The following is a 24520-nucleotide window of genomic DNA, read 5'->3' as shown; positions in this document are numbered from 1 at the left end:
GGAGTCAGAATAATTCTATATGACTGGCTGATGACTTGTCCTTAAAAGCTAAACTTGCGTCCCATTGCGCTAAAGGCCCTGATGAGCGAAACAAACAACAAGCTTATCTCATTTAAACTCCGTCTTTTGATCATTGGAGTAATCCTAATTTCTAACTCTTAACTCCTAACTCCTGTAGAGACGCGATTAATCGCGTCTCTACTTCTAACTCCTTTTTACTCATAATTCCCATAACCAAAAATTAGCAATGCCTTCTGCCAACCAACAGCCCTCATCTAACCCCGCATCCAATCCGGATTTATTTAGCATTCCCCAGTCGTTCCTTTTACAAATAGGTACAGCGTCTATATTACTGTTGCTCATTACAGGAAAAACTACAGTAAGAGCACTAGAAGCCATAGGGGAAGCCAGTGAAGAATTATTTCGAGGCGATCGCCTACCCATTCTTGACTTCCCAGAGGATCAAGAAACGGAGCAAACTTAAAAAATATACACCAAATAATTATTTGCTCAGGAACAACCGGATGAGCATTAGGTGTAAAACCTAAAAGCGTAAACAGTAATTAGCTTTACAACAATAGAGAATATGGGTTCCCTTTTATACTCTTCGTCTCAAACTGCGGATATATACCCGGTGTCGGAATTATTTTTGCGTCATCGTCTCCAGGTAGTGGAAGAATTGTGGGAGTCAGTTCTCCGGCAAGAATGCGGTCAAAATATGGTAGACTTGTTGCGCCAGTTGCGCGATTTATGTTCACCAGAAGGACAAGCAAGAAATGACCAAGCATCCTCAGCCGTAAAATTGATTGAACAACTAAATATCAACGAAGCAATCCGCGCAGCTCGTGCTTTCGCTCTGTATTTTCAGTTGATTAACATCATAGAGCAGGAATATGAACAACGGCAGCAATTGAGTCGCTATGAGGCAGAAACAGAGGCTATAGCGCCAGAAACAGCATCAAATGTTAACTATTCCTCCAATCAAAGAGAAGATGACACGCCTGTTAGCAGGGGAATAGCAGCAGAGTTGCTGAGAAAGAGTTATCTAGAAAAAGCGCCAGTCAAACCAAAAGGTACTTTCGCTGCCTTGTTTCCCTATTTATTCAAACTGAATGTACCACCCCAGCAAATTCAACGTCTAATTGCACATCTGGATGTGCGCTTAGTTTTCACAGCGCACCCGACGGAAATTGTTCGTCATACCATTCGAGATAAGCAGCGACAAGTGGTACAACTATTACAAAAACTGGATGCCTTGGAAAACCGCTCCGGTAGCACACCAGGAGCATATCCTTGGGAAGCAGCAGATGTGCGCGAACAATTGCTCGAAGAAATTCGGCTGTGGTGGCGCACAGACGAACTTCACCAGTTCAAACCCACTGTGCTGGATGAAGTAGATTATGCCCTACACTACTTTCAAGAAGTTTTATTTGATGGCATTCCCCAACTGTATAAACGTTTCAAACACACCCTATCCAACACCTTTCCTTGGCTAGAACCACCGAGTAAAAACTTTTGCTCTTTCGGCTCCTGGGTAGGCTCAGACAGGGATGGGAACCCATCAGTCACGCCAGAAATCACCTGGCAGACAGCTTGCTATCAGCGCAAAATGGTGCTGGGGAGATATATTCAGTCAGTGAAAAATCTGATTGAATTGTTGAGTGTGTCGATGCACTGGAGTGATGTATTACCAGATTTGCTGGAATCTTTAGAGTTGGATCAGTCCCAGTTGAGTGAGGTATACGATGCACTGGCGCTACGTTATCGACAAGAACCCTATCGGCTGAAACTGGCTTATGTACTGAAACGGCTAGAAAATACTCGCGATCGCAATCTAGCTTTATATAATCGGGAAACGCCAAAAAATCAAGATAGTCCCCTGTATCTTTCGGGAGCGGATTTTTTAGCAGAACTGCGAATGATTCAGCGCAACTTGACAGAAACAGGTTTAAGCTGTCGAGAATTAGAAAATCTGGTCTGTCAAGTAGAAATTTTTGGTTTTAACTTGACAGAGCTAGATATCCGCCAAGAATCATCCCGCCACGCCGATGCGCTCAATGAGATCCTAGAATACCTGCAAATATTATCTCAACCTTACAACGAACTATCTGAGGAGCAAAAAGTCGCTTGGCTCACAGGAGAACTGCAAACCCGGCGGCCGTTAATTCCGGCAGAATTGCCATTTTCTGAAAAAACTAACGATGTAATTGAAACCTTTCGCGTCATGCGATCGCTGCAACAAGAATTTGGTCTCAACATCTGCCAAACTTACATTATCAGCATGTGCCGCGACGTGAGCGATGTGCTGGAAGTACTACTGTTAGCCAAAGAAGCCAGACTTTTTGACCCCGCCATTGCTGTGGGAACTATTCAAGTTGTCCCCCTATTTGAGACAGTAGAAGATTTACAACGCTCCAGAAGCGTCATGCAGAAACTGTTTGAACTCCCGTTATATCGAGCATTGTTAGCCGGCGGCTACGAACAGACAAAAGCAGAGGATACCGATGAAAATTCATCCTCCCCTGCCTCTTCCTTCCCCCTCTCCTCTAACTTGCAAGAAGTGATGCTGGGGTATTCTGATAGCAACAAAGACTCTGGTTTTTTAAGCAGCAACTGGGAAATTCATAAAGCTCAAAAATCACTGCAAGAAATAGCAGAAAACTATGATCTAAATTTGCGGATTTTCCACGGACGCGGCGGTTCTGTGGGACGGGGTGGGGGCCCTGCTTACGAAGCGATTTTGGCTCAACCAGGTCATAGTATCAATGGGCGAATCAAAATTACCGAACAAGGAGAAGTTTTGGCTTCCAAATACTCCTTGTTGGACTTGGCTTTGTACCACATGGAAACCATCACCACTGCTGTGATTCAAGCTAGCCTGCTGCGGACAGGGTTTGATGATATTGAACCCTGGAATGAGATTATGGAAGAATTAGCAGCGCGATCGCGTCAACATTATCGGGCCTTAATCTACGAACAGCCTGATTTTGTTGACTTTTTCCACCAAGTAACCCCCATTGAAGAAATTAGCCAGCTACAAATTAGTTCCCGTCCAGCCCGACGTCCATCTGGTAAAAAAGATTTAAGTAGTCTGCGAGCTATTCCTTGGGTATTTAGCTGGACACAAACTCGCTTTTTGCTGCCTTCCTGGTACGGCGTTGGCACAGCTGTGCAAAATTTCTTGAACGAAGAACCAGAAGAACACTTGAAATTGCTACGTTATTTTTACGTTAAGTGGCCCTTTTTCAAGATGGTGATTTCTAAGACGGAGATGACCTTGGCAAAAGTAGACATCCAAATGGCACACCACTACGTCCAAGAATTATCAAAACCAGAAGATCAGGTTCGTTTTGCCAAGGTTTTTGAGCAAATTGCTAGCGAGTTCTATCTTACAAGGGATTTGGTGTTAAAAATCACCGACCACAATCGACTGTTAGATGGTGATCCTGTCTTGCAACGATCTGTGCAGTTACGCAATGGCACAATTGTCCCCTTGGGATTTATCCAAGTTTCCCTACTCAAGCGCCTACGGCAGTCCCTAAATTCTACGGCTACTTCTGGAATCATCCACTCTCGTTACAGCAAAGGCGAGTTACTGCGAGGAGCATTGTTAACTATTAATGGCATTGCAGCCGGGATGAGAAATACAGGTTGATTGGGAACGGGGAGCAGGGGGGAAATAACCAATACAACTCTTGGAGAGGCTGCGCCCTAAGCGGAGCTATGCAGCAGGCTTTACGGCAACTCTTAGAGACGCTCTTGTGTTCGCTCAGTACAAGTGCCTAATACTCAATACCAATAGAGCTCTTGCATAAATGCTTAAATTGTCATGTTGAGCAAAGCGAAACAGAGTAGTGAGGATTCTTCTCTTGACTGCGTTTTGCTCAGAATGACATTCCTGATTTTTTGACTTTTGCAAGAGGTCTAATGATTAAAAACAGAATTTTAATTTGCACTTTTTTGGCGCTGTCATCAGGTTTTATTGGTGCTTACACCAGTGGGCAAATTACCATAATGCTGCATAGCCAAAAGTGCCAAAACCAACCTTGGGGTTTCAAGGAGATGTGCAACGCTTGGATGACACCAGGAGCAATGTGGCAAGGTAGTACAACAGGACTATGGACAGGCACAGTCTTAGGGGCGTTTGTTGGTGGTTTAGTGACGCGACAAGCTCGTGATTAGTCTATTGACTACTTAATCAAATGTGAGTTCGACGAACCTCTCCCTACCTTGAACTAAAGTTGAAGTCTGTGCAATATGGTTCGGTTAAGATCCCCCAACCCTCCTTTTTAAGGGGGGTTGGGGGGATCTCCAGGGCAAAATATCACTAACCGAACCGTATTGGAAGTCTGTGCCTCTGCGAGTCGGACAGGGACAGTTTTGTGTAGTAAAATAGAGGTTTTTTGATTCAGATCATTAGAACTTAATCAAGATAGAATTCTTAGGCAAAGACAAGGCAGCTCGATCTTGGCGTTTCGACTGCGGCGCAAAGAATTGCAATTAATCCTCCGCAGGAAAAAGGTGTCAGCAAGGCTGGTAAAATCTACCTATAGCGAAGAAGAACAAATCACCATGCCTACCGAAACTAACCCAGAAAATAAAACTACCACAGGTGCTGATGCTATTGATGAAGCGATCGCACAGGGAATTGATTTTGATGGTTCTCCCATTCCACCTGCCAAGCTAGAACTTTATGGTAAAGTCATGGCGCTAGAAGGCAATAGACAGCGCAGTGGCGTATCTAATACTATGCGATCGCGCATTGTGCGAATTGGTGCAAAACACATTCCCCAAGCAGAACTCGACCAATTACTTGTAGATGCTAGTTTCGCACCCCTAAAAGAGAAAGAAATTGCCTTTTTCTATGGCGGCAAATAAATGTTGATGTTTAACAGCAGTTTTCATTTATTTGAACTACATATGTTGTAAGGTCATAGCAATGCTCATTGGTGTTAACTTAACCTTAAAAGGGCGATTATAAACCGCATCTACACAAATAAAACCCGCCTATGCAAGTTTCAAAACCTTGATTTCCCGTTAGTTCCCGGAGGCGGACGAGAGTTTGTGTAGCCGCAACTTCCAGTCGCCCTGGCTCTAAGTTTACACGGATGAACAATGCTGTGCCCCTACAGTTTTGTCTCAGCTATTTAGTAAAATGGTATAACCCATTAACTCAGTTCTTTACCTCAGACATTCTAAATTGCCATCGGTATTTTGGCTTCTTCAATCTTTTCTTGATCGAGTTAAAAGTATATCTTCAGCAAGATATTGTCAACTTTTCCTTGTATTTGAATTGGTACACAGCTATATGTACTTAAGTAATAGCTGAAAGACTTGGAGAACACATGTCAGAAACTACGTCAAATTCAGAAATGCTATACCGAGTTCTCGGCCGTACAGGAGAGAAAGTTTCTGCGATTGGACTGGGTGGTTGGCACATTGGCTTGAAAGACGTTGATGAGCAACTGGCTATCCGAATTGTTAGAACAGCCATTGATCGTGGCATCACCTTTATGGATAACAGTTGGGATTACAACGATGGAGTCAGCGAGATTCGCATGGGAAAAGCGCTGCGCGATCGCTACCGAGACAAAGTATTCCTGATGACGAAAATCGATGGTCGCTCTAAGAAAGAAGCAGCAAGACAGCTAGACGAATCACTTCAACGCCTACAAGTTGATTACATCGATCTTGTGCAGCACCATGAAATCATTCGGTACGAAGACCCACATCGAGTTTTCGACGAAGAAGGGGCAAATGCTGCCTTGATTGAGGCGCAACAAGCCGGTAAACTCCGATACATTGGCTTCACTGGGCACAAAGACCCCTATATTCATTTGCACATGCTGGAAGTTGCAGCCAGTTATGGGTTTAAATTCGATACGGCTCAGATGCCGCTCAATGTGATGGATGCCCACTACCGAAGCTTTGCAAAGCTGGTTGTGCCAGAACTGGTCAAACAAAACATCGGCGTTCTGGGGATGAAAAGCTTAGGAAACGGTATTCTTTTACGGTCAAATACTGTAACGCCAATTGAGTGTTTACAATATGCTTTGAATCTGCCCACATCGGTTGTGATTACCGGAATTGATAGCATGGAGATTCTAGAGCAAGCGTTTGAAGCAGTGCGGACGTTTCAGCCAATGAACGACCAGCAGGTGCGATCGCTCTTAGCAAAAACGGCAGAAGCAGCATCACGCGGCGAGTTTGAGCCTTTCAAAACCTCATCAATTTTCGATAGCACTGCCCAAAATCCAGATTGGCTGGGAGAGGAGCCACAGCGCCTCCAGCAATTCATGCCAGCGTAATTGCAGAGTAGATTGCATTAGTTGACACAACTGCTTTAAAGCTGGGGAATTTGTTGCTTTTTGAATTGCTTTATAAATAGACCAGTGCTAGAGTCTCAAACACGATCACGGGAGTTGTCCAAATCTCCATCGTTGAGATTGCATAGCGTATTTTCCGAAACAGTGTGTCGCCCCAGTTACGCTGTAAACCAGGTATTGGGGCAAGGTCAAGAAACCTTCCTAAGTACAGCATTTCATTAATTCGTAGCGAATTAAATTTGGCAATACCTTGCAATGCCAATTCATCAAGATGCAATGTTAATGCGTCGCCTGACAATGTTAATGTGTCCCCCTGCAATGCCAATGCATCGAGATGCAATGTTAATGCGTCGCCTGACAATGTTAATGTGTCCCCCTGCAATGCCAATACATTGAGATGCAATGTTAATGCGTCCCCCTGCAATGCCAATGCATCGCCTTGCATTAAAAACGCTACGCTTTTAGGCAAAACTGTACTAAGTCGCCTCTATGACGTTGTTGTTCTTTGATGAATAGTTCAATCACATCAACATATTTGGGATCTTTGATGTACTGTGCATAATTTTTAGCAGCAGTTAGCAAGTGCAACCCGTCTAATGTCTCACCCAACTGCCAAGCTGCTAAAGAATCTGCTATAGCATTTTGTTCATCCTCTGTGATTTCTGCACCACGCTTCCAGGGGATCTCTAATTGAAACTCAGCGTTGGCTTTGTAGTAAGTGTACCACTGATCAGATGTTGTGATTGAAGACAAAGTAGGTAACAACTTATGAGGAATCATTAAAACTCCAGATGCGTGTGGCATCGTGTTGTTTTAATGATTCCCAAAATTGACTGCAAACCTCTTAAACTGTAATTGCGATCGCAGCCCCACACTTTGGGCATTTGGAAAGTGGCCGCAAAAGGAAGCTTAAACTAACTGCGTCCACAAGTTATAAAGTATGTGTAGATCAAACAGCGAGTATGTTGAGAAAAAAATCTGTATGACGAGCCATCAAGAAAACCTAACTAGTAACGAATCCATTAATGAGCTAATCGCCCAGACGACAAGCATTAACCATCTGGAGGTAATTGAAAATGTCATCGATTCTTTGGAACAAGATGACAGTGCGATGGTTAGCCACACTCCAGAGGGTGGTTATCGCTGGAAGTTTAAGTACGGAAGTGTCGAAGTATTTGTCCAACTCAACGGCACAACCGATGAAGACACCATAACGGTTTGGTCTGCGGTGCTAAATTTACCTGCTAAAGATGAACCTAAGTTGATGCGGTATCTTTTGGAGTTAAACTGCTCTAGTACTTTTGAAGCGCGTTTTGGTATTATTGAAAACCGAGTGGTTGTGATCTCAACACGCACCTTAGCAGAGTTATCTCCTGGTGAAGTGTCTCGGCTGATTACCATTGTGGCAACCATCGCTGATAATAACGATGAAGCTTTACAATCAGAATTTGGTGCGACTTGACTAATCGCTTCGCTTCAGTTATGAGTTATGAGTGGTGAGTTATATAAACTTTTTCATACAAAACTCCTAACTCTTGAATTCTAAAGTGTGGCGATTAATTCCTTTGCTAGAGGCGGATGGCAATGTGCAAATGGCAATTGACCGCTGGTTACTAGAACAGCACCAGTCTGGACATCCGCCAACCCTACGCTTTTATACTTGGTCGCCACCTGCCATTTCTCTCGGCTATCATCAACGCCAATACCCTGAATATTGGCAACATTTAACTTGGCAAGGGCAAAAACTGGATTTAGTGCGGCGTCCTAGCGGTGGACGGGCAGTACTACACCAAGGTGATTTAACTTACGCTGTAGTAACATCTGGACTCATGGGTAGTCGCCTCCAGGTGTACGAAAAAATTTGTGAGTTTTTGATTCAAGGCTGGCGATCGCTCGGCGTAGAATTACATTACGGTACGGCTGGGCGAGGTTACATCCACAACCCTAACTGTTTTAACACCGCTACCAGTGCAGATTTAGTTTTGCCAGATGGTACCAAACTCATTGGTAGCGCTCAACTGCGACGTGGTGGGGTAATTTTGCAACATGGTTCTATCCGTTTGCAACCGGATGCTGAACTGTTCGCTCAAGTATTTGGTGCAAAATCTTTTACGACTATACAACTGCCTCAAAGCCTGAGTGTGGAAAAGATTATTGCAGCTTTAATTGCCGCAGCTAGTAATTGTTTTGATATGCAGATAGAGGTGAAACCCCTTTTGTCATCTGAGTGGGAAGCAATTTTGGCGAAACCGATTTCGGAGGCTGGTTCTTAGATCATTTAATGGGATAGAAATAGAACAGAATTTAAAAATGAGTACAAATTCAGTTCCTAAACAAATCATTGCAATGGGCGGTGGAGGCTTTTCAATGGAACCTGAAAACCCTCTGCTGGATCGATATATCCTGGGATTATGCAAAAAGAAAAGACCGAAGATTTGTTTTATCCCTACAGCAAGTGGTGATTCTGACAAATATATTGTGAGATTCTACTCAGCTTTTGTGCAGCTTCTATGTCAGCCATCTCATTTGTCCTTGTTTAACCCATTTACATCGGATTTTAGGTCTTTTGTTCTTGAGCAAGACATTATTTATGTAGGAGGTGGAAACACTAAAAACCTAATTGCTCTTTGGAAAGAGTGGGGACTTGACCATATTTTGAAAGAAGCTTGGGAAAGTGGCGTTATTCTTTCTGGCTTGAGTGCAGGCTCTATTTGTTGGTTTGAAGAGGGAGTGACAGACTCTATTCCTAGGAACATGACTGTATTACAGTGTCTTGGCTTTCTAAAAGGTAGTAACTGTCCTCACTACGACAGTGAGCCAAGAAGAAAACCTGCTTACCATCAACTTTTATCAGCAGGACTTATTAACTCTGGATATGCTGTAGACGATGGGGTTGCTCTCCATTTTGTTGGAGATAAATTGGAAAAAGTTGTGAGTTCACGTCTGCAACCCAAAGCCTATAGTCTAGAAAGAGTAGATGAGACGGTTAAAGAAACGATTTTAGAACCTATATATTTGGGAAAAAGCTAATAATTTTCAGCGCGAAAATCTTGAGTCATTAGGGCAGTATTATCTTTAAGATACCCTGCTGTCACACAATCATCAATTACTTGCAAAACAAACGGCCAAAGTTCCGGCGCAGCCGTTTCTACTGATGCTAATCGTTTCATCACTTGATCGCGCCTAATGCCATGAATACGCCAAGTTCCACCCCTATTTTGCTGATTGTGCAGCAAGGGTTGTATACGATCTAAGGCTGCGGCAAATTTGGCAGTGGGTGTTTCCCCTGCTTCAAACTCATCCCAAAGTAAACGCAACTCGCTACCTTGATCTGCTGGCAAAAGTCCGAATAAGCGCAACGCTGCTTGTGCTTCTCTTGCTACCTTGCCTTCATTACCCTGCACATCGTAACAGAAGGTGTCACCTGCATCAATCTCTACCAAATCGTGAATTAACAGCATTTTGATGGCATGGAATATATCAACACCCTCTGGGGCATATTCTGCTAATACAATTGCCATCACTGCTAAATGCCAAGAGTGTTCGGCACTATTTTCCCGGCGTGATCCATCAGTAAGTAGAGTTTGCCGGATCACCTGTTTAAGTCGATCAATCTCGATGATGAACTGAATTTGTTGAGTCAGCCGATTGATTTGCACCTGAATTTCTAGTTTTGTCGGTGATTATCTCAAAAACTCTAGCGCACGTGCAAGAAATTTTTTCTGCATACCAATTAAAAAATGCCTGGGAGTGTTGCCGTGTTTCCACCCCAGGCATCTTTTATTCTTAACTTGCTCCTCACACACAAATATAAGATATCACTACATCTATCAAAGGACAAGTATATTGAGTGACACTTTCTAAACTGCACTACCAATCCAATTTCTAAATACCAATTAAAAAATGCCTGGGAGTGTTGCCGTGTTTCCACCCCAGGCATCTTTTATTCTTAACTTGCTCCTCACACACAAATATAAGATATCACTACATCTATCAAAGGACAAGTATATTGAGTGACACTTTCTAAACTGCACTACCAATCCAATTTCTAAATACCAATTAAAAAATGCCTGGGAGTGTTGCCGTGTTTCCACCCCAGGCATCTTTTATTCTTAACTTGCTCCTCACACACAAATATAAGATATCACTACATCTATCAAAAGGCAAGTATATTGAGTGACACTTTCTAAACTGCACCACTAATCCAATTTCTAAATACTAATTAAAAAGCGCTTGGGAGTGTTGCCGTGTTTCCACCCCAGGCGCTCTTTATTTATAACTTACTCCTCACACACTATTAGACAATATCACTAATTAAATGAAAAAGCAAGGAAATTATGTGACACTTTCTAAACTGCACACCTAATGGGCGATAATTAGTGTAAAAAGTGACGTACACCCGTGAATACCATCACCAAATCCAGTTCGTTAGCAGCTTTGATTGAATCTTGATCGCGCAAACTTCCCCCTGGTTGAACAAGGGCTATAATTCCTGCTGCTGCGGCTGTTCTGACTGAATCATCAAAGGGGAAGAATCCATCGCTGGCTAGAACTGCACCTTTGGCTTTTTCTCCAGCTTGTTCTAGGGCAATTTTAACTGAGCCGACGCGGTTCATTTGACCAGCACCTACTCCTAGTGTAGTGCGATCGCCACTGACAACAATGGCATTAGATTTAACGTGTTTGCAAACTTTCCAAGCAAAGAGCAATTCGGCTAATTCGCTAGCGGTGGGTTGACGTTTGGTGACTACTTGCCATTGATTGGTATCAGCAATCACATCATCACTAGATTGGACAAGGAAACCACCTGCGATCGCTTTCACTGTATCTTTAGGGCCACTGCTCAAATCAGGTAGAGTTAAAACCCGCACGTTAGATTTTTTGCCAAGGATTTCTTGGGCGTCGGCTTCACAACTTGGTGCTACCACACATTCTAAAAATGTTTTAATTAACTCCCTAGCTGTTGCCGCATCAATCGGACGGTTGAGTGCGACAATACCACCAAAGGCAGAAGTAGAATCAGCATTGAAAGCTTTTTGGTAAGCTTCAGAAATACTGCTTCCCAGTGCTGTACCACAGGGATTTGTATGTTTGATAATCGTTGCTGCTGGGGTATCAGTGAATTCAGCAATAATTCGGCGTGCAGCTTCTAAATCAACTAAGTTATTGTAACTAAGTTCTTTGCCTTGCAGTTTTGTAGCGGCTGTCCATCCCGTTGGGGTAGTACCAGTTTGATACCAGGCGGCGGGTTGATGGGGGTTCTCGCCGTAACGCAGAGATTGCAATTGTGTGCCGCTAAGGGTATGCTGCTGTGTTCCTGCGAGATAAGATGCGATCGCTTGGTCATAACTAGCAGTGTGTGAAAATCCTTTTAAAGCAGCCTTTTGCCGAAACTCTAGAGATGCTTCGCCGTTATTTTGCCGCAATTCTTGCAAATACTCCTCATATTGTGCCGGATCAGATAATACTGTCAGATGGGCGAAGTTTTTCGATGATGCCCGTAGCATAGCAGGGCCACCGATATCAATTTGCTCAACAGCTTGAGATAATGTCACCCCTTGTTTAGCAATAGTTTCCTCAAAAGGATATAAATTCACCACCACTAAATCAATCGGGCGAATTTGGTTATTTTCTAAATCTGTAATATCTTGGGGAACATCTCGCCGGGCCAAAATCCCGCCATGAATCCGGGGATGCAGCGTTTTGACTCGGCCACCTAAAATTTCTGGAGAACCTGTGTAATCTGCAACTTTGGTAACTGGGAGTCCCGCATCTTTAAGTGCTTGGGCTGTTCCCCCACTGCTGATTAAATCAAAGTCAAATTCTTCAACCAAGCTACGGGCTAGGTCAATTAAACCAGTTTTGTTAGATACACTCAGCAGGGCTAGACGCGCCATTGATCAATTCCTTAAAAGTAGGCTGGGAGCGAAGGATCTCAAGTTTTGCATAAGCCTTGGTTCACTTCAAGAGTATTAGGAATTATTCTGAAATCCGATAGTGACGTGACAACAATAGGTGATTTACAGGTTCTCCTTAACTCCTTTGACATTGAACAGTTTGGGCTAGAAAAGCAAATAATATGAAGAGCATGCAAAGATATTCATTTAAATATAGACATCTAAGTAAAAATTCGGTATATGTTTATTGTCAGGTTATTTAGATATTTTCTGTTTTCAAGTTAAACATCAACGGCAATAGCCTAGAACCAAGGCATAGAGATTCCTGCTCTTATGCCCCGCCAAGTATTTCCTCTTTTCAAGCTAGTAAGACTTACGCATTGACAAACCAACTAAATTATGAACGTTGGGTTTTAGGCATTCAAGCTTGATTTTTACACTCTTTTTCACCGATGCCTACGGCAAATGCTTGCCGATGCTACTGAGTAAGAATGAATCAAATAAGCCTGAAACTAGTTATTTTTGTGAATTCAGACGCTGATGAATTTGTACAGTGCCTAAGACTTAGATAGTCCCAGAAGTTGGATAAGTAATCCTTAGAAGCTAGTCAAAGGGTGAATGTTCGGCAAAATTCGTAACCCTCAAGGGTGAGACAAAATTATTTTGAAACGTCAAGATTGTGCAAATTTTAGTGCCATTAAACAGCACTAACAGCAACTTGAGAACTGAAGATACTGCAAAAAATCGATTTCCAAAGGAAGGAAAAATAATGGCAAATATCATTGGAACCAACGCAAATGATACCCTACTGGGGACTAACAGCGCCGACAGAATCGACGGCTTAAGTGGCAATGACCTTTTGAGGGGTGGTACGGGCAATAATACTCTCATTGGTGGTGTGGGCAATGATACCCTTGATGCTTCCTATTCTTCTGGAAATAACATCCTCAGAGGAGATGTAGGGGATGACTACCTTGATATTAGTTTCTCTACTGGTAACAATACGGTTTCAGGTGGAGATGGCGATGATGACTTTTACGCTGATAAAGTCCAGGGTGAAAACACCTTAAATGGGGGGGATGGCAATGATGGGTTCTTTTTTTCCGTCCCAGATACTGCCCCTTCTTCCTTAGTGACTCAAACAGTAGATGGAGGTACAGGTAACGATGTATTGAATGCATTGAATGGGTATTATGGGAATGCTAGCGGGGGAATCACAACGACATTCAATGCTACTACTAACATTGGCTCGATTACGGTGGCCAATAATCGGGTGAATTACAAGAATATCGAAGTATTAAATATTACAGGCACAATTTATGATGACTATATTGTGGGGAGCAATGGTAACGATTTCGTTTTAACGAACAACTATAGTAACGATTTTACGAACAATAGCAATGATACGATTTTTGGCGGTGAAGGTGATGATTATTTGGATGCTTCCTATTCTTCTGGAAATAATATCCTCAACGGTGGTGCTGGTAACGATGATTTGAGAGCTGGTTCAGGTAATAACCTGCTCTCTGGGGATGATGGCGATGATAATCTCTCGGCTAACTCATCTGGCAATAACACTCTCAACGGTGGCGCAGGTAACGATACCTTGAAGGCTGCTTTTTCAACAGGTGATAATCTGCTCTCTGGGGGCGATGGTAATGATTCTCTCTCTACCATTGCCGATATCGACGGCTTTACCTCCGGCAATAATACCCTCAATGGTGGTACTGGTGACGATACTTTGGATGCTGTCTATTCAATAGGCGATAATATCCTTAATGGTGGGGATGGCAATGATTTTCTGTCTGCCAATGGTTACAGCGACAATAATGAAACTTCCGTATTTGGCAACAACATCTTCAATGGAGGGAATGGCAATGATTCCTTCTCTATTGCCTTATATCCCTCCCCATCTTCCTTAGCGACTCAAAGAGTAGATGGGGGGACAGGTAACGATTCGTTAGACCTGAGATTTATCGAGCCTTTTGGAGCAATAACAGCGACTTTCAATGCTGCTACAAACACTGGATCGATCGCGGTAGACACGAATCTGATTAACTACAAGAATATTGAAGGATTAGTGATTACAGCGCTTTCAAATCTGACTAAGAACGACCTGATTATGGGGAGCAATGGCAATGATACGCTCAATGTGAGCGTTAATGGCAATGATACGATAGATGGGGGAAGCGGTAACGATTTGCTGATCGTTTCGGACTATGCTCCTACTGGGAATACCGGAATCACAACGACATTCAATGCTACTACTAAAACTGGCTCAATTAAAGTCGGCACGAATCAGATTAACTACAAGAATATCGAACGATTAAATATCTTAAGTACAGAGTACAATGACTACATTGTAGGCAGTAATGGCAACGATACAATAAATGGAAGCTTTGGTGGCAATGATACGATAGATGGCGGTACAGGTGACGATTTATTTGTCATCAGTTACTACAATGGTACTGCCGGAATCACCTCGACTTTCAATGCTACCACTAACACTGGCTCAATCACGACAGACACAAATCGGGTTAGTTACAAGAATATCGAACAATTAACAATCTCAGGTTCCCCCTACGATGACTTGATTGTAGGGAGCAATGGAAATGATACGATATATGGGGGCGGTAGTAACGATACCCTCAATGGGGGCGCAGGTAACGATCGCTTGATTGTTGGCAATTCACCAGGCAATAATCTACTAGATGGTGGCGATGGCAATGATTCTCTTAGTGCCTCTGGCGACTACAACGACTACCGAGGCGAGTTATCTCTCTATCCTATCTCTGGCAATAATACCCTCAATGGTGGCGCTGGTGATGATAATTTAGTTATTAGCTTTTCAAGTGGTAATAACCTCCTCAATGGTGGCGATGGCAATGATTCTCTCTTTGCCTCCGGCTCCGATTCATTATACTTGCAATACGGAGCTTACACTGTTACTGGCAATAATACTCTCAATGGTGGGGCAGGTAGCGATCGCTTGATTGCTGACTATTCAACAGGCGATAATCTCCTCGATGGTGGCGATGGCAATGATAGTCTTAGTGCATCTCGTGCCATTGGTAAAAACACCCTCAAAGGTGGAAATGGCAATGATACCCTCACAGGTGGCAACGGTAATGATAGCCTAATTGGAGGAAGTGGTACTGATACCTTTATTTTCAATAGTTTTAATGAAGGCGTTGATAGACTTTATGACTTCAACGCCACTAATGAAGTGATTGGAGTATCGGCTGCTGGTTTTGCTAGTGGTTTATCGCCAGGTGTACTAAAAGCTAATCAGTTGAGAATCGGTGCATCTGCAACCACCAGTGCTCAAAGGTTTATTTATAACTCAACTACAGGTGCATTGTTCTTTGACCAGGATGGTAGTGCAAGTGCCTTTACTCAGGTACAATTTGCACAATTATCGGCTGGGTTGTCACTAACCAACAACAATTTTGTGGTTGTTTAATTGTGAGTCCCTAAATCCACGCCACTATACTCATGGGGGAAACCCCGAAGTGGAGTGACTGGCGTGGGCTAGGGCGGATCAATAAGTGTTTAAAGCATCAGCGTTTTGAGCAAAAAACGAGTCTGCACGGCTATTTTTGCCTTTTTCCAAAAGTGCGATCGCTTGCATCCACTAGGACTAGCCTTTCAAGCTATCTCTTTTTTGTCTCTGTTTAACAGACAAGGCCTAGTCTTTTTTCTAGGTTTTCTTACCTGCGGCTTCGTGAGAAGATTGACCCAGTATTTAAACAAAGCTTAAGCATACTGTTTTTAAATACATCGTAGATCCCCAATTCAATCGGAGTGGCTAACAGGTAAATAGCGAACTGAAGAATAAAGTAGCCTTGATTACTGGCGCAAATAAGGGTATAGGACTGGAGATGAGTCGTCAACTGGGACAACATGGATTGACGATTCTGATCGCAGCCCGGAATTTAAAAGCAACAAAAACGGCAGCCACTAACTTGCATAATCAAGGAGTCTCGGCTGTGGCGATCGCTGTTGATGTAACTGACAGTACTCAAATTCAGTCTGCTTTTCAAGAGATTAGTGACACTTTTGGTAAACTGGATATCTTGATTAATAATGCAGGTGTGTTTCTAGATGGTGACTGGTTAATCAGTAATGCCACTTCTGTTTCAATAAACATTATTCGACAGACATTCAACACCAACTTTTTTGGCTTGGTAGAACTGACTCAAGTACTGCTACCGTTAATTTTAAAGAGTCCTAGTGGTCGAATTGCCAATATGTCTAGTATTGAAGGCTCATTGACACTTCAAGCTACTCCCAATTCACCAATTTATGATTCTAAACCATTTGCTTACAATGCTTCTAAAGCAGCAGTTAACGCATTCACCATCCATTTAGCCCATGAGTTACGCAATACTCCTGTGAAAATTAATAGCGCTCATCCAGGTTGGGTGAAAACTGAATTGGGCGGTGAAGGCGCAATGATGGATATCACAGGAGGGGCAAAAACGGGCGTTGGGTTAGCAATGCTTCCTGACGATGGGCCCAGTGGTGGCTTTTTTCATCTTGGTGAACCAGTACCTTGGTAAAAAGTTTAGCCAATAAGGTGAGTGTCTCTGTGGAAGTGGCATCCGCTTCTTAATACTAAGTCTACTTCAAGAGATAGGATCTACTAAAAGAGTAGGATTTTAGGAGTAGACCTCTGTCTTTACAATTTATTAACGTTTCTACAGCAAGTTCTCAACCCCCCGCAGGCTTAATTGTCACTTTGCATGGTTGGGGAGCTAATGCTAAGGATGTAGCATCTTTGTTACCTTTGATCAACTTATCTAATTACCAGTTTGTATTACCTGATGCACCTTTTCCTTATCCCTATTCCCCTGTAGGGAGGGCATGGTATGACCTACGGGTAGAGAATATGTATCAAGGGTTAGCAGAAAGTCGGCAACTGCTAACTGATTTCTTGCAATCTTTAGAAAGCAGCACTGGTGTACCTTTGTCACGCACCATTTTAAGTGGATTTTCTCAAGGTGGAGCAATGACTTTAGATGTCGGCTCAAAATTACCCCTAGCAGGTTTAGTTGTCATGAGTGGGTATTTACATCCTGATGCACTAACGGCAGCTAAAAGTGGGATTTTGCCGATTTTAATAACTCATGGTAGATATGATGAAGTTGTACCACTGCAAGCAGCTTTGAAGGCACGAGAAACTCTAAAGTCTCTAGGAGTGGCAGTAGAATACCACGAATTTGACGTGGGGCATGAGATACATCCACAAACGTTAGAGGTACTACGGAATTTTATTGTGAATACAATTAGCTAGTCAGGATTACGAATTTTTTATAAATTCTGGTATAAATGCTGAAAATTTCATCAAATCAATGACTTCTAATGAGTAAGATATATAGGGTGGCTGCGTTCAGCGCAACTTAACCCATGCTGAAGTCGAGTGCTGCATAAGGGAGGGGCGAGCATTATGACAACTCTAAGCATTTCCAAGAAAGAAATTGCTGCCATGACTGCGGCAGAAGTAGAAGAACTGGCTACACGTCTGGAGCTAGATAATTATAGTAATGCTTTTGAGGGTTTGAATGATTGGCATTTATTGCGAGCGATCGCATTTCAGCGTCCAGAGTTAGTTGAACCCTATATCTACCTATTAGACTTGGAACCCTACGATGAAGCCTAACAATTTTAGATTTTAAATTTTAGATTTTAGATAGGGGTCAACTGACTAAAATCGGAGATTATCAGGGTTAATGTATCACTTGCTTAATCCGAAAGTACCAATGGAATCTCCCTTAAATCTAAAATCCAAAATCCAAAATCCAAAATTGAATAGGGTTCTAATTGGAGTATGCGGCGGTATCGCCGCATACAAAATTTGTGAACTAGTTTCGATGCTGTTTAAAACTGGGGTGGAAATCCGAGTCATCCTTACCCGTTCGGCGCAAGAATTTATCACACCTCTGACAATAGCCACCCTATCCCGTCATTTTGCCTACACAGATGATGATTTCTGGCAACCAACTCACTCTCGTCCGTTGCATATTGAGTTGGGTGAATGGGCAGATGTCATGGTAATTGCCCCCTTGACAGCTAATACATTAGCAAAGTTAGCCTACGGTATGGCAGATAATTTACTCACAAATACCGTGCTGGCTTCTACTTGTCCTGTGCTGTTAGCACCCGCAATGAATACGGATATGTGGGAACAGCTATCAGTGCAGCGGAATTGGCAACAGCTATTGATAGATAGCCGATATCATGGAATGAGTACAGCATCGGGTTTATTAGCGTGCGATCGCATCGGTGCTGGTAGATTAGCAGAACCTCCAGAAATTTTGGCTCACATTCAATCGTTGTTACACACTCAAGGCAAACGAGATTTAGTTGGTAAACGAGTCTTAATTAGTGCTGGGGGAACGCGAGAATTTCTTGACCCAGTGAGATTTATTGGTAATCCTTCCACAGGTAAAATGGGATTGGCTTTAGCGCAAGCCGCACTTCACCGAGGTGCAAGTGTCACCCTGGTACATGGCCCAGCTAATTGGGATGTACCATTGGGAGTGCAAGCAATTCCCGTCATTAGTGCCGAGCAAATGCAGCACGCCATGCTGGAATGTTTACCCAATGCTGATGTAATTGTCATGTCAGCAGCCGTGGCAGATGTGAAGCCACGAGATTATAGTACAGAGAAATTGCCCAAGCGATCGCTCCCCCAAGCTTTACCCTTGGAACCTGTACCGGATATAATCGCCCAATTAGCAAAACTTAAACAGCCGCATCAGATATTAATTGGTTTCGCTGCACAAACTGGAGATATTGTCAATCCTGCGTTAGAAAAATTACAGAGTAAAAAACTCGATGCTATTGTTGCTAATCCCATCGATCAACCTAATAGTGGTTTTGGCAGTAATAATAATCAAGCGATATTTTTAGATAGTCAAGGACATCAGGTAGAAATTGCACCTTGTTCTAAATTAGAAATGGCCCATCAATTATTTGATTTTGTCATCACTTGATAAATCTGCCTCAAGTTTAAGGATGTGCCTGTTCCTGCCTAATTCATCTCGTCATTTACCAACGCCGTAGGACTTACGCACTGTACAAAAGAATCATCTTGTGTATCAACCTAAATACGTCGTTTCAGGTTTTTATTAATCATTTTTTAATGGGAAATAGACCCGCGCTATAGGGGCAATTCATGAATTGCCCCTACGACAGATATGGTTTTTCAAATCATTTATATTTAGTCTTGACTGTCAATGCGTAAGTCCTACGCCGCTTAAAGCAAACTTTTTGTCACGCTTCAGTTAGGAATTGGCACAGTGCCTGTGTTATGGAAAGCGATAATCTGCCAGGTGTTCTCTTTGCAGGTTGTTACGGCTGTCAAGACACCTGTATCTTGTATTCGATATACTCCATCAGGACTCTTGTGTCCAGTGGTTTCCCAAGTGCTATGCAGGACTGCCACATTCGGGGTGAGGAATTTGATTTGAGTGTCAGTAATAGTCATCTGGGTATCGCTTAAAAACGACGCAAACGCCTGCACGTGTGTTTGTTTGATCTCGGTTCGCCCTTTAAACCAACGACCTATGACGTCCACGAAATCGGCATCCTCGGCAAACAACTTCGCCAAGGGCTCCGCATCTTTAGCGTTCCACGCCTCGGCAAACGCTGCAATCACTGCTTTGATTGCCGCTTCATCCTTTGCACTGGTTTCTGTTGTAAACATAATGATTGTTCTCACTAATGATTTGTATTCAAGAACTACTGCTTAGGAGCGTAGCACCTTGAGTACCAGTGGAGTGATTCAAACTACCACGACCAACCCAAGGGATAAACAAAAGATTTCTCATGAATAATTTGAGCCAAGGATTGAATGAATTCAATTTGAGAAATGCGATGCTTACGGTGGGCTGCGCCTACGCGCACATACTTAAAAAAACTGGTGTTGCAGAGAAAGCTTAGTACAGCATTTCATTAATTCGTAGCGAATTAATTGAAAGGCAATACCTTGCAATGTTAATGCGTCCCGATGCAATGTTAATACGTCCCGATGCAATGTTAATACGTCCCGATGCAATGTTAATGCGTCCCGATGCATTGGCATTGTAAGGCGACGCATTAACAATGTATCCCGATGCATTGACATTGTAAGGCGACGCATTGACAATGCGGCCGATGCATTGGCATTGCTAAGTACAGGACTCCAACCTAAAACTTGAGTTTATTAAGCTTTGTGAAACCCCAGAACAAGCCCGAAAGCTGGTACGAGGAGTGTGACTGATACCAGAGATATCAAGCAGGAATTGGGACAGGAAACTACTACTTTAAATTGGGTATAACCCGTATGGGCTATGGCTTTAAGGTCACTATTTTAGATTTTACAATATAAGTAAGACTTAAAAATCATGCTTCAATTATATGAAAATCCTCTCATCAGAGCTAGTACATTTAGGATTTGGCAAATATGTGCGTTCTGACCAAGTAACAGCAGTTATACCAATAGAAGAGGAGCGTGGGCCAGGGCGACGAACCTTTGTTCACATTCAAGGGCAAAGTGATCCAATTATCGCCTCTCGCGCTGAAGATACCATCGTGCGTGATTTAGTACAGGAGCCACGCGAGGTTACTCAAGCCCGTCAGCAGCAGGAAATTCTTCAAGATTTATTGGTAAATTTAGGTAATGTTAATTCGACTGTGCGACGAATTAGCCGTGATGAAAGCAGTTTGGATCTTGATTTGTTAGAGCGCCGAATTAAGCAAGTCCTTGAAAATTAATTGCAGAAATCAGCAAACTAAATAACGGAGAAGGATATTGCTGAATCCAATTACAGACCAAGTTTTAGTATCAAATACACAAACCAAATCACCACGGTTGTGGATACCTGAACGGGTACTGTTTACACCTGCTGCCCTAAATGAAGTTTGGGGGCAGCAGATTCTTGCACGTGTGCAGTCACTCAACTTATCAATAGAAGAATTATCACAAAACCGCCTGAAGGGACTGCGCGGTGAGTCTGAGCGGGATACTTACAACATCGCCAAACGTACCTTAGCGGTGGTTACTGCACCACCTAGTTCTTTTAAATTGAGTCCCATCCCACCTTCTGCGGATTGGCAGTTTCACATTGCTGAGGGTTGTCCGGCTCACTGTCAATACTGCTACCTAGCTGGTAGCTTGTCGGGGCCACCTGTCATCCGCGTTTTTGCCAACTTACCGCAGATATTAGACAACTTAGCTAACTACGAGCAACAGGGGAAAACTACGAGTTTTGAAGTTAGCTGTTACACTGACCCATTAGGTATTGAGCATTTAACTGGAAGTCTTGCTGAATGTATCCGTTACTTTGGCACTCGTACCAATGCACATCTACGTTGGGTATCGAAGTTTGATGCTGTGGATGGATTACTCGACTTACCACACAATGGGCATACTCGCTGTCGGATGAGTGTTAATGCAGCACCGATTTCTGGTAAGTTTGAAGGTGGCACAGCCTCCGTAGCATCCAGACTTAATGCATTGCGACGGTTGGCGCTACCACAAGAGCGTGGCGGTGGCGGTTATCCAGTCGGCTTGGTGATTGCGCCAATTATGCCGATAGATGATTGGCAGATGCACTATAGTTCTTTGTTTGACCAGATAAACCAGGCACTGGATTTTGACTGTGACCTTACTTTTGAATTAATCTCGCATCGGTTCACACCTGGGTCAAAAGAAGTGTTACAAACTTGGTATCCGCAATCAAAATTAGAGATGGATGAGGCAAAACGCAGTGTCAAGCGTAATAAGTTTGGTGGGACGAAGTACGTTTACGATCGCGACACAATGAAAGCGTTGCGTTGCTTTTTTGAGAGTGAGATTACTAAGCGCTTTACAAATGCTGAAATTCTTTATTGGACTTAGTACAATATTTCATTAATTCGTAGCAAATTAAATTTGGCAATATTCTGCAATGCCAATGCATCGGCTTGCATTGTTAATACATCGACTTGCTTTGTGAATGTGTCGGCTTGCATTGTTAATGCATCGACTTGCTTTGTGAATGTGTCGGCTTGCATTGTTAATGCATCGACTTGCCTTGTGAATGTGTCGGCTTGCAATGCCAATGCATTCCCTTTGAATGTTAATGCGTTCTCCGGCATTAAAAACGTTACGTTTTTATGCAAAACTGTACTTAGAAGACGACTTCGCTCAAATACAGTTTGAGCAAATTACAGATATTTTTAGCTAAATAGACCACGCAGTAGGGGATCTTGGCCTTGCGCCCCTACAACAAATGTGGTTAAAAAAATGAAACCGGCTGTAATTATTGGACAAGAGAGCGATCGCATAATATCTCAATAATTTTTAAGCGCTTGCGGTAGTCCCAAGGCTTCTCTAATCCTGGCTGACTAAACCTACACGTAAATCCAGCTACCATCTAAATTAACTAGACAAGGCAATAGCCCCTTGTTAAAGATAAGCAAACTGACGCCACAGTGTACTAAGCTGTTACGCTTTGAGTCTGCACACCATTACCAGTCAGAAAGCTTAGTGTAATTCTGTTTCTTAATTTTGAATGCGTGAATTGCTTAGTTGATGCCTGGCTTGGGCCATGACGCTCGACGACTCGCTAACGCTGCGCTATCGGCATCGCAAAGCGGGATAATTTGGGCAGATTACAGACGGCGTTATACATTAATAAGTGTATCTGCAATACCGGACTTGTTCTGGCTCAGTCTCAATAGCAAAGGTTTGGAGATGTTTACTTTATCAGAAACTTCTATCCTGGCGGCAATCCTACTGGTAGCTTTAGGCATTTTAGGCTGGGGCTTTTATCGCGCCAGACCTTTTGGTAAGCTGGGAATCTTAGCCTGGTTACAGTCGGTGGTGTTGATGACTCCCTGGCTCCTGTTTTTTGGATTGTTTGCTGCGGGGATTTATATCAACATAGCGGGTATATTGTTCTTAGTGGTGACTTCCGCCGGCTTGTACATCTTCTTGGGCAGACAGTTACGCACAGCTGGGCAAGATGCCATCCTCAAGCAACGCGCAACAGAAAGACTCGCCGCAAATTCCTCAGTTGAAGCAAATTCCCCACAATTAGCAGTCACACAACTTAAACCGGAGATTCCGCCAATACCGGAAGATGACTTAAATGCAATTAAAGGTATCTTTGGTATCGACACGTTTTTCGCCACAGAAACGATCGCCTACCAAGATGGAGCCATTTTCAAAGGCAATTTGCGGGGAGAACCAGAAGAGGTTCACAACCGTCTAACTGCAAGTTTACAGAAACGTCTTGGTGAGCAATATCGTCTGTTTTTGGTAGAAAATACAGACGGCAGACCCGTGGTGATTGTCCTGCCGAGCCGCAATGATCCCCGTCCGATGTTGTTATCGCAAAAAGCTTTTGCAGGTATTCTGTTGATAGCAACTATTGCTACAAATTTAGAAGCTGCGGGCTTATTGCTGAATTTTGATTTTTTTGGCAATCCAGGGCGGTTTAAAGAAGCTTTGCCTATAGGCGCTGGGATATTTACCGTTTTAGTAGTTCACGAAATCGGTCATTGGTTACTTGCTCGGCGTCACCAAATTCGCCTTAGCTGGCCCTTCTTTCTACCCGCAGTGCAAATTGGTTCTTTTGGTGCAATTACCCGCTTTGAATCTCTGTTACCCAACCGCAAGGTGTTATTTGATATCGCCTTGGCAGGGCCAGCCGCAGGTGGTATTGTCTCTTTATTAATGCTGATCACTGGCTTGCTACTTTCCCACCCAGGCAGTTTATTTCAATTGCCAAATCAGTTTTTCCAAGGGTCGATTTTGGTGGGAAGTTTAGCGCGAGTTGTCCTTGGTTCGGCGTTGCAATCATCTCTAGTAAGTGTTCATCCCCTAGTGGTGATTGGTTGGTTGGGTTTAGTAATTACCGCTTTGAACTTAATGCCCGCAGGACAACTAGATGGTGGGCGCATTATCCAAGCGATTTATGGACGCAAAACCGCAGGACGGGCAACGATCGCAACTTTAATTTTACTGGCGTTAGTGTCTCTCGGTAATACTATTGCCATGTACTGGGCGATCGTGATTTTCTTTTTGCAAAGGGATCAAGAACGCCCCAGCTTGAATGAAGTCACTGAACCTGATGATGCTAGAGCCGCTTTGGGGCTTTTGGCACTATTCTTGATGATTACTACACTTCTACCCCTGACTCCCGGCTTAGCTGGGCGTTTGGGAATAGGATAATAGACTTGTCGCTTAATAAGGTAGAGTAACGATTAGCAACTGGAATGAGACAGAAAAATGCTAGACATCAATCGGGTGTTGAAAGAAGACCG

Annotated in this window: 22 protein-coding genes; 16 read left to right on the top strand and 6 right to left on the bottom strand. The window is 43.2% G+C overall.

Annotation, left to right across the window (positions count from 1 at the left end):
* Positions 1-247: 247 nt before the first annotated feature.
* From V7K40_RS04325 to V7K40_RS04305, 5 genes are all read left to right on the top strand, one after another.
* Positions 248-484 carry a hypothetical protein gene (locus V7K40_RS04325; protein ID WP_334957056.1) on the top strand — a complete coding sequence of 79 codons (237 nt, stop codon included), beginning with the start codon at positions 248-250 and terminating at the stop codon, positions 482-484.
* A 102-nt stretch (positions 485-586) separates the two neighbouring features.
* Complete coding sequence (ppc, locus tag V7K40_RS04320) at positions 587-3655, top strand: phosphoenolpyruvate carboxylase (protein ID WP_334957054.1); 3069 nt, start codon at positions 587-589, stop codon at positions 3653-3655.
* A 272-nt stretch (positions 3656-3927) separates the two neighbouring features.
* A complete protein-coding gene (locus tag V7K40_RS04315; protein ID WP_334957052.1) occupies positions 3928-4182 on the top strand; it encodes a hypothetical protein in 255 nt (84 codons plus the stop codon).
* 390 nt (positions 4183-4572) lie between these two features.
* Complete coding sequence (locus V7K40_RS04310; RefSeq protein WP_298907145.1) at positions 4573-4878, top strand: DUF4090 family protein; 306 nt, start codon at positions 4573-4575, stop codon at positions 4876-4878.
* A gap of 467 nt (positions 4879-5345) precedes the next feature.
* Positions 5346-6308, top strand: coding sequence for an aldo/keto reductase (locus tag V7K40_RS04305; RefSeq protein WP_334957050.1), 963 nt, complete (start codon positions 5346-5348; stop codon positions 6306-6308).
* A gap of 70 nt (positions 6309-6378) precedes the next feature.
* Here V7K40_RS04305 and V7K40_RS04300 read toward each other — a convergent pair whose 3' ends face one another.
* Positions 6379-6771: a hypothetical protein gene (locus tag V7K40_RS04300; protein WP_334957048.1), complete on the bottom strand. Its 393-nt coding sequence runs from the start codon at positions 6769-6771 to the stop codon at positions 6379-6381.
* 8 nt (positions 6772-6779) lie between these two features.
* Positions 6780-7130: a hypothetical protein gene (locus V7K40_RS04295; RefSeq protein ID WP_334957046.1), complete on the bottom strand. Its 351-nt coding sequence runs from the start codon at positions 7128-7130 to the stop codon at positions 6780-6782.
* Positions 7131-7308: 178 nt separating this feature from the next.
* Between V7K40_RS04295 and V7K40_RS04290 the strand changes: the two genes are divergently transcribed.
* From V7K40_RS04290 to V7K40_RS04280, 3 genes are all read left to right on the top strand, one after another.
* Positions 7309-7788, top strand: a complete 480-nt coding sequence (locus V7K40_RS04290; RefSeq protein ID WP_334957044.1) for a YbjN domain-containing protein — start codon at positions 7309-7311, stop codon at positions 7786-7788.
* 130 nt (positions 7789-7918) lie between these two features.
* Positions 7919-8599 carry a biotin/lipoate A/B protein ligase family protein gene (locus tag V7K40_RS04285; RefSeq protein ID WP_334957213.1) on the top strand — a complete coding sequence of 227 codons (681 nt, stop codon included), beginning with the start codon at positions 7919-7921 and terminating at the stop codon, positions 8597-8599.
* Between the two features lie 37 nt (positions 8600-8636).
* A complete protein-coding gene (locus V7K40_RS04280) occupies positions 8637-9356 on the top strand; it encodes a peptidase E (RefSeq protein ID WP_334957042.1) in 720 nt (239 codons plus the stop codon).
* Here V7K40_RS04280 and V7K40_RS04275 read toward each other — a convergent pair.
* The gene (locus V7K40_RS04275; protein WP_334957040.1) at positions 9353-9985 is read right to left on the bottom strand and encodes an HD domain-containing protein; all 633 of its coding nucleotides are present in this window, start codon (positions 9983-9985) and stop codon (positions 9353-9355) included. The two genes, V7K40_RS04280 and V7K40_RS04275, sit on opposite strands and share 4 nt — an antisense overlap.
* Positions 9986-10702: 717 nt before the next feature.
* Complete coding sequence (purH, locus tag V7K40_RS04270; protein WP_334957038.1) at positions 10703-12223, bottom strand: bifunctional phosphoribosylaminoimidazolecarboxamide formyltransferase/IMP cyclohydrolase; 1521 nt, start codon at positions 12221-12223, stop codon at positions 10703-10705.
* A 769-nt stretch (positions 12224-12992) separates the two neighbouring features.
* Here purH and V7K40_RS04265 point away from each other — a divergent pair.
* The 5 genes from V7K40_RS04265 (at position 12993) to coaBC (ending at position 19221) form a co-directional block, all read left to right on the top strand.
* Positions 12993-15686, top strand: a complete 2694-nt coding sequence (locus V7K40_RS04265) for a calcium-binding protein (RefSeq protein ID WP_334957036.1) — start codon at positions 12993-12995, stop codon at positions 15684-15686.
* A gap of 382 nt (positions 15687-16068) precedes the next feature.
* On the top strand, positions 16069-16785 hold the full coding sequence (locus V7K40_RS04260; protein WP_334957034.1) for an SDR family oxidoreductase: 717 nt from the start codon (positions 16069-16071) through the stop codon (positions 16783-16785).
* Positions 16786-16898: 113 nt separating this feature from the next.
* The gene (locus V7K40_RS04255) at positions 16899-17519 is read left to right on the top strand and encodes an alpha/beta hydrolase (protein WP_334957211.1); all 621 of its coding nucleotides are present in this window, start codon (positions 16899-16901) and stop codon (positions 17517-17519) included.
* A gap of 153 nt (positions 17520-17672) precedes the next feature.
* Positions 17673-17885 (top strand): DUF2555 domain-containing protein, encoded by a 213-nt coding sequence (locus V7K40_RS04250; protein WP_190877921.1) that lies wholly within the window; start codon positions 17673-17675, stop codon positions 17883-17885.
* Between the two features lie 100 nt (positions 17886-17985).
* Entirely contained in the window at positions 17986-19221 is a 1236-nt protein-coding gene (gene coaBC, locus V7K40_RS04245; protein ID WP_334957032.1) for a bifunctional phosphopantothenoylcysteine decarboxylase/phosphopantothenate--cysteine ligase CoaBC, read from the top strand.
* Between the two features lie 287 nt (positions 19222-19508).
* Here the strand turns inward: coaBC and V7K40_RS04240 are convergent, their stop codons facing one another.
* Positions 19509-19934: an SgcJ/EcaC family oxidoreductase gene (locus tag V7K40_RS04240; protein ID WP_334957030.1), complete on the bottom strand. Its 426-nt coding sequence runs from the start codon at positions 19932-19934 to the stop codon at positions 19509-19511.
* 692 nt (positions 19935-20626) lie between these two features.
* Here V7K40_RS04240 and V7K40_RS04235 point away from each other — a divergent pair.
* Positions 20627-20983 (top strand): hypothetical protein, encoded by a 357-nt coding sequence (locus tag V7K40_RS04235; RefSeq protein WP_273767601.1) that lies wholly within the window; start codon positions 20627-20629, stop codon positions 20981-20983.
* Between the two features lie 103 nt (positions 20984-21086).
* A complete protein-coding gene (locus tag V7K40_RS04230) occupies positions 21087-22109 on the top strand; it encodes a spore photoproduct lyase family protein (RefSeq protein ID WP_334957209.1) in 1023 nt (340 codons plus the stop codon).
* Here V7K40_RS04230 and V7K40_RS04225 read toward each other — a convergent pair.
* A complete protein-coding gene (locus V7K40_RS04225; protein ID WP_334957028.1) occupies positions 22106-22348 on the bottom strand; it encodes a hypothetical protein in 243 nt (80 codons plus the stop codon). The two genes, V7K40_RS04230 and V7K40_RS04225, sit on opposite strands and share 4 nt — an antisense overlap.
* Positions 22349-22946: 598 nt before the next feature.
* On the opposite strand from V7K40_RS04225, the gene V7K40_RS04220 reads away from it, so the two are divergent.
* Entirely contained in the window at positions 22947-24428 is a 1482-nt protein-coding gene (locus V7K40_RS04220; protein WP_334957207.1) for a site-2 protease family protein, read from the top strand.
* Positions 24429-24520 lie beyond the last annotated feature (92 nt).

Source organism: Nostoc sp., assembly GCF_036917195.1.
Taxonomy (GTDB): Bacteria; Cyanobacteriota; Cyanobacteriia; order Cyanobacteriales; family Nostocaceae; genus Nostoc.
Note: the sequence above shows the minus strand (reverse complement) of the source record. Positions and strands in the feature narration are given on the sequence as shown.

Excerpts from the sequence above, each read along its gene's own strand:
- V7K40_RS04250 (WP_190877921.1), top strand. The coding sequence starts at position 17,673 with ATGACAACTCTAAGCATTTCCAAGAAAGAAATTGCTGCCATGACTGCG.
- coaBC (WP_334957032.1), top strand. The coding sequence starts at position 17,986 with ATGGAATCTCCCTTAAATCTAAAATCCAAAATCCAAAATCCAAAATTG.
- V7K40_RS04225 (WP_334957028.1), bottom strand. The coding sequence starts at position 22,348 with ATGCCGGAGAACGCATTAACATTCAAAGGGAATGCATTGGCATTGCAA.
- V7K40_RS04305 (WP_334957050.1), top strand. The coding sequence starts at position 5,346 with ATGTCAGAAACTACGTCAAATTCAGAAATGCTATACCGAGTTCTCGGC.
- V7K40_RS04235 (WP_273767601.1), top strand. The coding sequence starts at position 20,627 with ATGAAAATCCTCTCATCAGAGCTAGTACATTTAGGATTTGGCAAATAT.
- V7K40_RS04315 (WP_334957052.1), top strand. The coding sequence starts at position 3,928 with ATGATTAAAAACAGAATTTTAATTTGCACTTTTTTGGCGCTGTCATCA.
- V7K40_RS04300 (WP_334957048.1), bottom strand. The coding sequence starts at position 6,771 with ATGCAAGGCGATGCATTGGCATTGCAGGGGGACGCATTAACATTGCAT.
- V7K40_RS04265 (WP_334957036.1), top strand. The coding sequence starts at position 12,993 with ATGGCAAATATCATTGGAACCAACGCAAATGATACCCTACTGGGGACT.
- V7K40_RS04310 (WP_298907145.1), top strand. The coding sequence starts at position 4,573 with ATGCCTACCGAAACTAACCCAGAAAATAAAACTACCACAGGTGCTGAT.
- V7K40_RS04325 (WP_334957056.1), top strand. The coding sequence starts at position 248 with ATGCCTTCTGCCAACCAACAGCCCTCATCTAACCCCGCATCCAATCCG.
- V7K40_RS04280 (WP_334957042.1), top strand. The coding sequence starts at position 8,637 with ATGAGTACAAATTCAGTTCCTAAACAAATCATTGCAATGGGCGGTGGA.
- purH (WP_334957038.1), bottom strand. The coding sequence starts at position 12,223 with ATGGCGCGTCTAGCCCTGCTGAGTGTATCTAACAAAACTGGTTTAATT.
- V7K40_RS04240 (WP_334957030.1), bottom strand. The coding sequence starts at position 19,934 with ATGTTTACAACAGAAACCAGTGCAAAGGATGAAGCGGCAATCAAAGCA.
- ppc (WP_334957054.1), top strand. The coding sequence starts at position 587 with ATGGGTTCCCTTTTATACTCTTCGTCTCAAACTGCGGATATATACCCG.
- V7K40_RS04220 (WP_334957207.1), top strand. The coding sequence starts at position 22,947 with ATGTTTACTTTATCAGAAACTTCTATCCTGGCGGCAATCCTACTGGTA.
- V7K40_RS04290 (WP_334957044.1), top strand. The coding sequence starts at position 7,309 with ATGACGAGCCATCAAGAAAACCTAACTAGTAACGAATCCATTAATGAG.
- V7K40_RS04285 (WP_334957213.1), top strand. The coding sequence starts at position 7,919 with ATGGCAATTGACCGCTGGTTACTAGAACAGCACCAGTCTGGACATCCG.
- V7K40_RS04295 (WP_334957046.1), bottom strand. The coding sequence starts at position 7,130 with ATGCCACACGCATCTGGAGTTTTAATGATTCCTCATAAGTTGTTACCT.